The 12,518-nt window shown below is 73.5% G+C and carries 9 protein-coding genes; 8 read left to right on the forward strand and 1 reads right to left on the reverse strand.

The window, feature by feature from the left end:
* Positions 1 to 292: 292 nt before the first annotated feature.
* From DLJ47_RS00395 to DLJ47_RS00420, 6 genes are all read left to right on the forward strand, one after another.
* Positions 293 to 1,900 carry an amino acid permease gene (locus DLJ47_RS00395; protein WP_109898126.1) on the forward strand — a complete coding sequence of 536 codons (1,608 nt, stop codon included), beginning with the start codon at positions 293 to 295 and terminating at the stop codon, positions 1,898 to 1,900.
* Positions 1,901 to 1,994: 94 nt separating this feature from the next.
* Positions 1,995 to 3,359, forward strand: coding sequence for a glutamine synthetase family protein (locus DLJ47_RS00400; RefSeq protein ID WP_109898127.1), 1,365 nt, complete (start codon positions 1,995 to 1,997; stop codon positions 3,357 to 3,359).
* Positions 3,360 to 3,476: 117 nt separating this feature from the next.
* The gene (locus DLJ47_RS00405) at positions 3,477 to 4,832 is read left to right on the forward strand and encodes an aldehyde dehydrogenase family protein (RefSeq protein ID WP_109898134.1); all 1,356 of its coding nucleotides are present in this window, start codon (positions 3,477 to 3,479) and stop codon (positions 4,830 to 4,832) included.
* 94 nt (positions 4,833 to 4,926) lie between these two features.
* Positions 4,927 to 5,694 carry a 3-oxoacyl-ACP reductase gene (locus tag DLJ47_RS00410; RefSeq protein WP_109898128.1) on the forward strand — a complete coding sequence of 256 codons (768 nt, stop codon included), beginning with the start codon at positions 4,927 to 4,929 and terminating at the stop codon, positions 5,692 to 5,694.
* Positions 5,691 to 6,398, forward strand: coding sequence for a gamma-glutamyl-gamma-aminobutyrate hydrolase family protein (locus DLJ47_RS00415; protein WP_109898129.1), 708 nt, complete (start codon positions 5,691 to 5,693; stop codon positions 6,396 to 6,398). Before DLJ47_RS00410 ends, DLJ47_RS00415 begins: the two co-directional genes overlap by 4 nt.
* 412 nt (positions 6,399 to 6,810) lie before the next feature.
* Entirely contained in the window at positions 6,811 to 10,470 is a 3,660-nt protein-coding gene (locus DLJ47_RS00420; protein WP_109898130.1) for a SpoIIE family protein phosphatase, read from the forward strand.
* A 24-nt stretch (positions 10,471 to 10,494) separates the two neighbouring features.
* Here DLJ47_RS00420 and DLJ47_RS00425 read toward each other — a convergent pair whose 3' ends face one another.
* Complete coding sequence (locus tag DLJ47_RS00425) at positions 10,495 to 10,809, reverse strand: STAS domain-containing protein (RefSeq protein WP_109898131.1); 315 nt, start codon at positions 10,807 to 10,809, stop codon at positions 10,495 to 10,497.
* A gap of 95 nt (positions 10,810 to 10,904) precedes the next feature.
* On the opposite strand from DLJ47_RS00425, the gene map reads away from it, so the two are divergent.
* Entirely contained in the window at positions 10,905 to 11,762 is an 858-nt protein-coding gene (gene map / locus DLJ47_RS00430) for a type I methionyl aminopeptidase (protein WP_109898132.1), read from the forward strand.
* Complete coding sequence (locus tag DLJ47_RS00435; RefSeq protein ID WP_109898133.1) at positions 11,759 to 12,475, forward strand: VIT1/CCC1 transporter family protein; 717 nt, start codon at positions 11,759 to 11,761, stop codon at positions 12,473 to 12,475. Before map ends, DLJ47_RS00435 begins: the two co-directional genes overlap by 4 nt.
* Positions 12,476 to 12,518: the final 43 nt, after the last annotated feature.

Below are 12,518 nucleotides of genomic sequence, written 5' to 3' on the forward strand. Positions count from 1 at the left end.
CTCACCGTACGGCGGCGCGGGGCGGGTGTCGGGTACGGCGCACCGCCGTACGGTGAGAGAGAGGTGACGTGCCCCGCGCCGCCGCGGTGCCGGGGCGGTCCGAGCGCCCGGCGTCGGCCCGTCGCGATCGGGCCTGGTCACGAGGTCAAGGATGCGCCCGGGCAGCCCGGGCCGGCAACGGAATTAGCCCGGCCGGCGGTGACATTCCCACCCGTGATGTATTGACCGCCTTGATCGGCGGGGACGACACTTTGCCCACTCGCACCGGGGATCCGCCTCGAGGAGGTGTGCAGTGGCCACGACGCCCGCGCCGACCGCCGAGCAGCCGATGGACGACGACGCCCGACGACTCGCCGAACTCGGTTACAAGCAGGAGTTGCGCCGCAAGTGGAGCGGCTTCTCCAACTTCGCCATCTCGTTCTCCATCATCTCGATCCTGGCCGGCTGCTTCACCACCTTCGGCCAGGCGTGGAACAACGGCGGGCCGGTCGCGGTCTCCTGGGGCTGGCCGCTCATCTCGCTGTTCATCCTGATCATCGGCTTCTGCCTGGCCGAGCTGGTCAGCGCTTACCCGACCGCCGGCGGGATCTACTGGTGGGCGGCGCGGATGGGTCGGCCGGTGCACGGCTGGTTCACCGGTTGGCTCAACCTGATCGGCCTGGTCGCGGTCACCGCGTCGGTGGACTACGGCTGCGCGACGTTCCTCAACCTCACCCTGTCCGCGCTCTTCGACGGCTGGGCCGGGACGCTGCGGCAGGCGTTCATCCTCTTCGTGATCATCCTGGTGCTGCACGGGCTGATCAACATCCTCGGGCACCGGATCATCGACGTACTCCAGAACGTGTCGGTCTGGTGGCACGTGGCCGGCGCGGCCGCCGTGGTGGCCATCCTGGTCCTCGTCCCGAACGACCACCAGAGCTTCCAGTTCGTCTTCACCGAGCGGTTCAACAACTCCGGCTTCGGCGACGGCGACACCAGCGGGCTGACCTTCTGGTTCTACGTGCTGCCGCTGGGCTTCCTGCTCACCCAGTACACGATTACCGGCTTCGACGCCTGCGCGCACGTCTCCGAGGAGACCCGCGGCGCCTCCCAGGCCGCCGCCCGCGGCCTGTGGCAGTCGATCTTCTACTCCGCCGTCGGCGGCTGGATCCTGCTGCTGGCCTTCCTCTTCGCCGCCACGGACGTCGAGGCGGTCAACGCGGCGGGCGGCTTCTCCGGCGCGATCTTCGAATCCGCGCTGACCCCGTTCTTCTTCAAGACGGTCATCATCATCTCCACCATCGGGCAGTTCTTCTGCGGGATGAGCTGCGTGACCTCGATGAGCCGGATGGCGTACGCGTTCAGCCGGGACCGGGCCGTGCCGGGCTGGCGGCTCTGGTCCCGGGTGGACCGCAACGGCACCCCGGTGAACGCGATCATCGGGGCCACCCTGGCCGGCCTGGTGCTCACCCTGCCCGCCCTCTACCAGAGCCCGGACGGCATCCCGGTCGCCTTCTACGCGGTGGTGTCGGTCGCGGTGATCGGGCTCTACCTCTCCTTCATCATCCCCATCTACCTGCGGCTGCGGATGGGGGACCGGTTCGTCCCGGGGCCGTGGACGCTCGGCCCGCGGTACAAGCTGCTCGGCTGGATCGCGGTGGTCGAGATCGCGGTGATCTCGATCTACTTCGTGCTGCCGATCGTCCCCGCCGGGGTGCCCGGCAACCCCGACTTCACCTGGTCGGCGGTGAACTACGCGCCGATCGCGGTGGGCGGGGTGCTGCTGCTGGTGGCGCTCTGGTGGTACGCCTCGGCCCGGCGGTGGTTCACCGGCCCGGTGCGTACGGTCGACCTGCCGGCGCCCCGGACCGCGGCGGCCGGCGACCGGGCGGACGGCGACCGGGCCGACGAGCCGGCGTGAGGTGACGGCCGGGCGGCGGTTTGCCGGCGCCCGGCCGGCGGGCATTGACGGTGATCGTGTACTGCCGGTAGACCTTGGTGATGGAGGCCCGCGGATGAGGAGAGCGCCGCTCACATTGGAACAACTGCGGGTCGCCGTCGCCGAGCATGAGCTCGACACGGTGGTGCTGGCCCTGGTCGACATGCAGGGCCGGTTGCAGGGCAAGCGGTTCCACGCGCCCTACTTCCTGGACCAGGTGGTCGCGCACGGCAGCGAGGGATGCAACTACCTGCTCGCGGTCGACGTGGACATGAACACCGTGGACGGGTACGCCATGTCCGGCTGGGAGCGGGGCTACGGCGACTTCGCCATGCTGCCGGACTTCGACACCCTGCGCCGGGTGCCCTGGCAGCCGGGCACCGCCCTGGTGCTGGCCGACCTGGCCTGGCTGGACGGGGCCGGCCCGGTGATCGCCTCGCCCCGGCAGATCCTGCGCCGACAGGTGGAGCGGCTCGCCGAGCACGGGCTGACCGCGTACGCCGGCACCGAGCTGGAGTTCGTGCTGTACCGCGACTCGTACGAGCAGGCGTGGCGGCGCGGCTACCGCGATCTCACCCCGGCCAACCAGTACAACGTGGACTACTCGCTGCTCGGCACCGCCCGGGTGGAGCCGCTGCTACGCCGGATCCGGCGGGAGATGGCCGGCGCCGGGCTGACCCCGGAGAGCGCCAAGGGCGAGTGCAACCTCGGCCAGCACGAGATCGCCTTCCGCTACGACGAGGCGGTGGCCTGCGCCGACCACCACGTCATCTACAAGAACGGGGCGAAGGAGATCGCCGCCCAGGAGGGCATGTCGATCACCTTCATGGCCAAGCCGAACGCCCGCGAGGGCAACTCCTGCCACATCCACTTCTCGCTGCGCGACACCGCCGGCCGCTCGGCCCTGCTCGGCGACGGTCCGGGGCACCTGTCGGTGACCGGGCAGCGGGTGCTGGCCGGGCTGCTGGCCACCATGCGCGAGTTCAGCCTCTTCTTCGCGCCGAACGTCAACTCCTACAAGCGCTACCAGCCCGGCTCGTTCGCCCCGACCGCGCTGCGCTGGGGCACCGACAACCGCACCTGCGCGTTGCGGCTGGTCGGCCACGGCCAGGGCATGCGGGTGGAGAACCGGGTGCCCGGGGCGGACGTGAACCCATACCTGGCCATCGCGGCGCTGATCGCCGGGGCGGTGCACGGCATCGAACGGGAACTGCCGCTGGGTGAGGAGTGCACCGGCAACGCGTACGACGACCGGGCCGCCGAGCGGGTGCCCGGCACGCTGCGCGACGCCCTCGCCCTCTGGGCGGACTCCGCCCTGGCCGCCGAGGCCTTCGGCGCCGAGGTGGTCGCCCACTACGCCAACCACGCCCGGGTCGAGCTGACCGCCTTCGACGCCGCCGTCACCGACTGGGAACTCGTCCGTGGCTTCGAACGCCTCTGACGCCGCGCCGGCCCGCCTGGTCGCGGGCGTCCCGCCCGGGATCCGCCCTGCCGAGCGGCCGTCCGGGCGGCCGTCCGGGCGGCAGCCGTGGCATCGGCGAGGAGGGGGGTGGCGGTCGTGACCGAGGTGAGGAATCCGGCCACCGGTGAGGTGGTGGCCGAGGTGGCGGGCACCTCGGCCGGGGAGGTCGACGCGGCGATCGGGCGGGCGGCCGGGGCGTTCGAGCGGTGGCGGGCAGTGGCGCCGGGCGAGCGGGCCCGGCTGCTGCGGCGGTTCGCCTCGGTGGTCGACGCGCACCTGGAGGAACTGGCCCGGCTCGAGGTGCGCAACTCGGGGCACACCATCGGCAACGCCCGGTGGGAGGCGGGCAACGTCCGCGACGTGCTCGACTACTACGCCGGCGCGCCGGAGCGGCTCACCGGCCGGCAGATCCCGGTGCCGGGCGGGCTGGACGTCACCTTCCACGAGCCGCTCGGCGTGGTCGGGGTGATCGTGCCGTGGAACTTCCCGATGCCGATCGCCGCCTGGGGCTTCGCGCCGGCGCTGGCGGCCGGCAACACGGTGGTGCTCAAGCCGGCCGAGCTGACCCCGCTGACCGCGCTGCGCCTGGCCGAGCTGGCCTGCGAGGCGGGGCTGCCCGAGGACGTGTTCACCGTGCTCCCCGGCGCGGGTTCGGTGGTCGGGGAGCGGTTCGTCACCCACCCGGCGGTCCGCAAGATCTGCTTCACCGGCTCCACCGAGGTCGGCACCCGGATCATGGCCGGCTGCGCCGCCCAGGTGAAGCGGGTCACCCTGGAGCTGGGCGGCAAGAGCGCCAACCTGGTCTTCGCCGACGCCGACCTGGAACGGGCCGCCGCGACCGCCCCGTACGCGGTCTTCGACAACGCCGGCCAGGACTGCTGCGCCCGGTCCCGGATCCTGGTCCAGCGGCCGGTGTACGACCGGTTCCTGGAACTGCTGGAACCAGCGGTGCGGGCCCTGCGGGTGGAGGACCCGGCCCGGGAGACCGCCGAGATGGGCCCGCTGATCTCGGCCGGCCAGCGGGACCGGGTCGCCGGCTACGTCGACGGTGCGCGGGTGGCGTACACCGGCTCCTGCCCGACCGGCCCCGGCTGGTGGTACCCCCCGACCGTGCTGCTCGCCGAGGCGCCCACCGAGCGGCACTGGCAGGAGGAGATCTTCGGTCCGGTGGTCTCGGTGCTGCCCTTCGACGACGAGGCCGACGCGGTCCGGCTCGCCAACGACACCGAGTACGGCCTCTCCGGCTCGATCTGGACCCGGGACGTCGGCCGGGCGGTGCGGGTGGCCCGGGCGGTGGAGTCCGGCAACCTCAGCGTCAACTCGCACTCCTCGGTGCGGTACTGGACCCCGTTCGGCGGGATGAAGCGCTCCGGGCTGGGCCGGGAACTCGGCCCGGACGCGCTGCACGCCTTCACCGACGTCAAGAACGTCTTCATCGCGACGGAGAGCTGAGCCGGCTGCCGGTACGGAACGGGTGCCGGTCGAGCCGGCGGACGGTAGAGCCGGCGACGGACGTCCGGCCGGACGAGCAGATGGGGGAGGACCAGTGCAGGGTCGGTTGCAGGACCGGGTGGCCGTGGTCACCGGGGCGGGCAGTGGGATCGGGCTGGCCACCGCGCGGCGGTTCGCCGCCGAGGGCGCCCGCGTGGTCTGCGTGGACATCGACGCCGAGGCGGGCAAGCGGGCAGCGGACGGAGTCCGCGGAGAGTTCGTCCCGGCGGACGTGGCCGACGAGGCGGCCGTGCGGGACCTGTTCGACGGGGTGGCCGCGCGGCACGGCCGGGTGGACATCGCGTTCAACAACGCCGGCATCTCGCCGCCGGACGACGACTCGATCCTGACCACCGGCATCGAGGCCTGGGAGCGGGTGCTGCGGGTCAACACCACGAGCGTCTACCTCTGCTGCAAGTACGCGATCCCGCACATGCGGCGGCAGGGCAAGGGCTCGATCATCAACACCGCCTCGTTCGTGGCGCTGATGGGGGCGGCCACCTCGCAGATCGCGTACACCGCGAGCAAGGGTGGGGTGCTGGCGATGACCCGCGAGCTGGGCGTGCAGTTCGCCCGGGAGGGCATCCGGGTCAACGCGCTCTGCCCCGGCCCGGTCGCCACCCCGCTGCTGCGGGAACTCTTCGCCGCCGACCCGGAACGGGCCGCCCGCCGGCTGGTGCACGTGCCGATGGGCCGGTTCGGCGAACCGGCGGAGATCGCCGCCGCGGTGGCCTTCCTGGCCAGCGACGACGCCTCGTTCATGACCGCCGCCCAGTTCGTCGTCGACGGCGGCATCACCGGCGCGTACGTGACCCCGCTGTGACCCGGCCGCTGATCGGGGTCACCGCGTACGTCGAGCCGGCCAGCTGGGGAGTCTGGCGGGAGGTCCCGGCGGTGCTGGTGCCGCAGGCGTACGTCCGGGCGGTGACCGCGGCCGGCGGCCGGGCGCTGGTGCTGCCCCCGGACGACCTGGACGCCGACGTGGTGCGGGTGCTGGACGGGCTGGTGCTGGCCGGCGGAGCCGACGTCGACCCGGGCCGGTACGGCCAGCTGCCCGCGCCCCGGACCGAGAGCCGGCCGGGGCGGGACGCCGGTGAGCTGGCCCTGCTCGACGGCGCGCTCGCCGCCGGGCTGCCGGTGCTCGGCGTGTGCCGGGGGATGCAGCTGCTCGTGGTGGCCGGCGGCGGCACGCTGCACCAGCACCTGCCCGACCTGGTCGGCCACGAAGGGCACCGGCCGGCGCCCGGCGTCTACGGCGGGCACGGCGTGCGGTTCACCCCGGGCAGCCTGGCCGCCCGGGTGATGGCCGGCGTGGACCGGGTCGACTCGTACCACCACCAGGCGGTCGCCGACCCGGGCCGGCTGGCGGTCACCGGCTGGTCGGACGACGGGGTGGTGGAGGCGGTGGAGGACCCGGACCGGCCCTTCGTCCTGGGCGTGCAGTGGCATCCGGAGTACGCGGCCGATCCCCGGCCGCTCACCGCGCTGGTCCGGGCCGCCGGCCAGCGCGCCGGCGCGCCGAGTTGACCGGGGACCGCCCCACCCGCGTCGCCGCCCGGCGACCGGTCCTTTTCGCGGCGTCGCGCCCGACCCCGGACCGTGGCGTCCGGCCCTCGCTGCCCGTGCGCGATGTGGACGGTGCCGAATTGTTACCGAGGTCACAGTGTGACCGCGGATCCGGCTCCATCGTCCGGGGTAAGTCCCGTCAACAGGACCGGGAGGCCGGCTGGCGCCGGCACCCCGGGCGGCCCGCGCCAGGCGGGTCGCGGACGGTGGGGCCGGGACCGTCCCGCTGGCGGGTCACCGCCGGCGGGTTGGCGGCCCGGTAATCAGCGTCCGCCGGCGGTAATGCGTTACCTTGCTGCTTCGCCGGGGTACTGGGCGGGGCACGGCCGATCGATCAGCGGCCGAGGCGGGGATGGCCGAAGCGGGAGGCTGCATGAGCTCGGCCCTGGGGGGCGCGAACGAGGATCGACCCCTCGACGGTGCCGACGGGAAGGTTCCTCCGCAGCTCGCCGCCGCCTTCGCCAACGGTGGCGAGATGGGTCGGCGGCTGGCCGCCTTCGACTGGTCCACCAGCCCGGTCGGCCATCCGCACCGCTGGCCCGCGGCGCTGGCCAACGCGGTCAGCACGATGCTCGCCTCCAGCGCGCAGATCGTGATGTTCTGGGGCCCGCAGCGGCTGGCCTTCTACAACGACGCCTATCGGCCGACCATCGGGGCCAAGCATCCCGAGGCGCTCGGCCAGCCGGCCCGCGAGCACTGGGCGGAGACCTGGGACGTGCTGGCCCCGCTGCTGGACGGGGTCGGGCGCACCGGCCGGTCCTACCGTGGCGAGGACCACCTCTTCCTGCTGGACCGGCACGGGTTCGTGGAACAGACCTACTTCAACGTCTCCTACGACCCGATCCGCGGGGTCGACGGCACGGTCGACGGCGTCTTCTGCATCGTCAACGAGACGACCGGGCGGGTGCTCGGCGAGCGCCGGTTGCGGGCCCTGGCCGAGCTCGGCTCCGAGCTGGCCGAGGTGAGCGGCCTGGCCGAACTCGGCAGTACCGCCGTCGGGGTGCTCGACCGGCACCGCGCCGACCTGCCCTTCGCCCTGCTCTACCTGCGCGACGCCGCCGGTGCCGTCACCCTCGCCGGCTGCTCGGGGGTGGACGCCGGATCGCCGGCCCTGCCGCCGTCGGCGGTGCTCGACCGCCTCCACCCCGACGGCGCCGCCGCCGTCGAGGTCGCCGACCTGCTGGACGTGGTGCCGGCCGGCGCCGCCGGGCAGGCGCTGCTGCTGCCGGTCAGTGCCGCGAACGAGACCGTCGGCGCCGTCGTGCTCGGCGTCGCGCGCCGGCTGCCGCTCACCGCCGACTACCGCCACTTCCTCGACCTGGTCGCCGCGCAGCTCTCCCGGGCGGTCGGCCGGCAGTTGGCGTACGAGCAGGAGCGGGCCCGGGCCGCCGAGCTGGCCGCCCTGGACCGGGCCAAGACCAACTTCTTCGCCAACGTCAGTCACGAGTTCCGCACCCCGCTCACCCTGGTGCTCGGCCCGCTGGAGGAGCTGCTCGCCGACCCGGCGCTGACCGGGACGTACACCGACCGGCTGACCACCATGCACCGCAACGCGCTGCGGCTGCTCAAGCTGGTCAACACGGTGCTCGACTTCTCCCGGCTGGAGTCGGGCCGGCTCACCGCCCACTACCAGCCCACCGACCTGGCCAGTTACACCGCCCAACTGGCCAGCACGTTCCGTTCCGCTACCGAGCGGGCCGGCCTGCGCCTGGTGGTGGACTGCCCGCCGCTGCCGGCGCCGGTCCACGTGGACCGGGACATGTGGGAGAAGATCGTGCTCAACCTGGTCTCGAACGCGGTGAAGTTCACCTTCGACGGCGAGGTCCGGGTCCGGGTCGCGGCGGTCGGCGACGCCGCCCGGCTGGAGGTCACCGACACCGGCGTCGGCATCGAGCCGGCCGAGCTGCCGCACGTCTTCGATCGCTTCCACCGGGTGCCCGGTGCGCGCTCGCGCACCCACGAGGGCACCGGGATCGGGCTCGCGCTGGTCCGCGAGCTGGTCGAGATGCACGGCGGGCGGGTGGCCGTCAGCAGCCGGATCGACGCCGGCAGCACCTTCACGGTGACCGTCCCGTTCGGCACCCGGCACCTGCCGGGGGACCGGGTGGCCGACCCGGCGGCGCACCCGCACGCCGAGCCGCGGCAGGCCGACCTCTACGTCGCGGAGACCGCGCTGTGGACCGGGCCGGTCACCGACCAGGCCCCGGCCGGCCCGTCGGCCGGGCCGCCCGCCGGCCGGATCCTGCTCGCCGACGACAACTCCGACCTGCGGGAACACGTCACCCGGTTGCTCTGCCCGACCTGGGAGGTGGTGGCCGTCCCCGACGGCGTGGAGGCGCTGCGGCGGGCCGTGGAGAGCTCGTTCGACCTGGTGCTGACCGACGTGATGATGCCCCGGCTGGACGGCTTCGGGCTGGTCGCCGCGCTGCGCGCCGACCCGCGGACCCGGTACGTGCCGATCGTGCTGCTCTCCGCCCGGGCCGGCCCGGCCGAGGCGGTCGCCGGGCTGTCGGTCGGTGCCGACGACTACCTCACCAAACCCTTCTCCGGGCAGGAACTGGTCGCCCGGGTCCGGACCAACGTCGAACTGGGGCAGCTGCGCGGGCAGATCATCCGGCGGCTGCGCGGGCTGGCCGACGCGGCGGTGGCGGTGAACGGCGCCCGCTCCACCGCCGAGGTGTGCCAGGTCGCCGCGGGGCACGCGCTGAACCTGGCCGAGGCGGCCCGGGTGGTGGTGTCCGCCGGCGGGGTCCGCTACGAGGCGGACGCGGGCGGCGACACCGGGCCCGAGCCCTCGTTCACGCTGCCGCTCACCGGCACCACCGGCGAGGAACTCGGCGAGCTGCGGGTCTGGCGCGCGGCCGGGGACGGCGCGGACACCGACGAGGCCGCGCTCACCCAACTGGCCCGGCTGGTCGGCGTGCGGCTGGAGAACGCCCAGCTCTACGAGGCCGAGCACCGGATCGCCAGCACGTTGCAGCACAGCCTGCTGCCCCGCTCGCTGCCGCAACTGCCCGGCGCCGTGGTCGCCAGCCGCTACCTGCCCGGCACCGCCGACGTGGAGGTCGGCGGCGACTGGTACGACGTGATCGCGCTCGGCGACGACGAGCTCGTCCTGGTGATCGGCGACGTGGTCGGCAAGGGGGTCCGGGCGGCCGCCGCCATGGGCCAGCTGCGCAACGCGCTGCGGGCGTACGTGCTGGAGGGCTTCGACCCCGGCGAGTCGCTGACCCGGCTCAACCGGCTCGTCGGCAGCACCGAGGGGCGCTCCTTCGCCACCGTGGTCTGCCTCTGGTTCAGCCCCCGCACCGGCCGGCTCCGGTACGCCAGCGCCGGTCACCCGTCCCCGCTGCTGATCCGAGGAGACCAGGTGGCGTTCCTGCACGACCGGGCACTCGGGCCACCCGTGGGTGCCATCCCCGGCACCTCCTACCGCACGGCGGACGGGGAGCTGACCGCCGGCAGCCGGCTGCTGCTCTACACCGACGGCCTGGTCGAGGACCGGCAGGTCGGCATCGACGAGGCGCTGGCCCGGCTGCGCGCGGACGCGGCGGAACCCGGCGAACATGTGGCCGACCTGGTCGACGCGGTGGTGCGGCGGGTCGCCGGGCGGCCCCGCCGGGACGACGTCGCGGTGCTCGCCTTGGAGGCCACCGAACTCAACCGGTTCGCGTTGCGGCTGCCGGCCGACCCGACCCGGCTGAGCGTGCTGCGCAAGCGGCTGGAGGACTTCCTGGTCGCCCACCGGGTCGGCGAGACGGACCTGTTCGACCTGACGGTGGCGGTCTCCGAGGCCGCGGCCAACGCCATCGAGCACCCGGTCGACCCGGCCGAGGCGATGATCGGGGTCGAGGTGACCATCGAGGACCGCACAGTGGTGGCCACCATCCGGGACAGCGGCCGGTGGCGGGAGCCGACCGGGGCCGGCTTCCGCGGGCGCGGGCTGTCGCTGATCAGGGCGCTGGGCGAGCTGACCGTCGACCGCACCCCGGACGGGACGGAGCTGACGCTGCGCCGGCGGTTGCAGGACTGAGCCGGGCGGCCCCGGCGGCTGCGCTCAGGCGGAGCGCAGCCAGCTCTGGTCGCCCAGGCCGGCGATCGTCAACACCCGGTCGACCTGCCGCGACGGCAGCACGGTGAGCGTGCCCGGGAACTGCTGGGCGAGCCGCACCAGCGCGTGGATCGCCGCCGAGTCGAAGAAGGTCACCGCGCGCAGGTCGAGCGTGATCCGCTCGGCCGGCTCGCGCAGCGCGGTCTGCAGCATGGTGTCGGCGGTGGCCATGTCGACCTCGCCGACGACCACGACGCGGAGGTGATCACCGTCGATCTCCGCGCTCGCCGAGAAGACGGGAGGAGTGACCCCTTGATCCACGCGAACACGATGGCACAGGCTGCCTGGCTGGGCAACTGTCACCACCGGGTGGGCGGTGGCGCTGCTCACCACGGCCGCGGCGATAGGCTTGCGGCATGACCGTCCGTGCGCCGCTGACCCCAGGCACGCTCTCCCCGTGGCGGCAGGTGCCCGCCCACATCCCCCGCCCGGAGTACGTGGGCAAGAAGCGCCCGCAGGAGTGGCGTGGCTCGCACGTGCAGACGCCGGAGACCATCGAGAAGATGCGGATCGCCGGCCGGCTCGCCGCGCAGGCCACCCAGCTCGCCGGGGAGCACTGCAAGCCGGGCGTGACCACCGACGAGATCGACCGGGTGGTGCACGAGTTCCTCTGCGACCACGGGGCCTACCCGTCGACGCTGGGCTACAAGGGCTTCCCGAAGTCCTGCTGCACCAGCCTGAACGAGGTCATCTGCCACGGCATCCCCGACTCGACAGTGCTGGCGGACGGCGACATCATCAACGTCGACGTCACCGCGTACATCAACGGGGTGCACGGCGACACCGACGCCACCTTCTGCGTCGGCGAGGTGAGCGAGGAGGCCCGGCTGCTGGTCGAGCGGACCCACGAGGCGATGATGCGGGGCATCCGCGCGGTCGCCCCGGGCCGGCAGATCAACGTGATCGGCCGGGTCATCGAGTCGTACGCGAAGCGCTTCGGCTACGGCGTGGTCCGCGACTTCACCGGCCACGGCATCGGGGAGTCCTTCCACAGCGGGCTCTACGTGCCGCACTACGACAGCCCGCGCCCCACCGACGTGATGGAGCCCGGGATGACCTTCACCATCGAGCCGATGATCACCCTCGGCACCCACCAGTACGACATGTGGGACGACGGCTGGACAGTGGTCACCAAGGACCGCAGGTGGACGGCCCAGTTCGAGCACACCATCGTGGTGACCGAGGACGGCCACGAGATCCTGACCCTGCCGTGACCGAGACCCCGGCCGCGCTGCGCGAGGCCCACCACGCGGACGTGTCCGGCGGCTGGCTGCGCCCCGCCGTGTTCGGCGCGATGGACGGCCTGGTCACCAACATCGCCCTGATCGCCGGCGTCGGCGGCGGCGGGGTGTCGCCGCGCAGCATCGTGCTGACCGGCACCGCCGGCCTGGTGGCCGGCGCCATCTCGATGGGGCTGGGCGAGTACACCAGCGTCCGCTCGGCCAACGAGCAGGTCGCCGCCGAGGTGGCCAAGGAGCGGCGGGAACTGGAACGCCACCCCGAGGCGGAGGCCCGCGAACTGGCCGACGCCTGGGTGGCCCGGGGCCTGCCCCGTGACCTCGCCACGCAGGTCGCCGAGGCGGTCCGGCGCAACCCGGAGGAGGCGCTGCGGGTGCACGTCCGGGAGGAGTTGGGCGTCGACCCCGACGACCAGCCCAGCCCGTGGGCGGCGGCGATCTCGTCGTTCCTGTTCTTCTCGGTCGGCGCCCTGGTGCCGCTGCTGACCTACCTGTTCGGCTTCACCAACCTCTGGCTGGCGCTCGGGGTGGGTGGCCTCGGGCTCTTCGCGGCCGGCGCGGTGGTGGCCCGGTTCACCAACCGGGCCTGGTGGTCCAGCGGCCTGCGCCAGCTGCTGCTGGGCGCCGCCGCCGCGGCGGCCACCTACCTGATCGGCGCCCTGATCGGCGTCCAGGGCGGCCTCGGCTGACGCGCCTCCGTCGAGGCGCGAGGGTGATCGGGGCGGGGGAGGG

Source organism: Micromonospora sp. S4605 (genome assembly GCF_003176715.1).
GTDB classification, from domain to species: domain Bacteria; phylum Actinomycetota; class Actinomycetes; order Mycobacteriales; family Micromonosporaceae; genus Micromonospora; species Micromonospora echinaurantiaca.

Coding starts and splice junctions, on each gene's coding strand:
- DLJ47_RS00400 (WP_109898127.1), top strand. CDS start 1,995: ATGAGGAGAGCGCCGCTCACATTGGAACAACTGCGGGTCGCCGTCGCC.
- DLJ47_RS00420 (WP_109898130.1), top strand. CDS start 6,811: ATGAGCTCGGCCCTGGGGGGCGCGAACGAGGATCGACCCCTCGACGGT.
- map (WP_109898132.1), top strand. CDS start 10,905: ATGACCGTCCGTGCGCCGCTGACCCCAGGCACGCTCTCCCCGTGGCGG.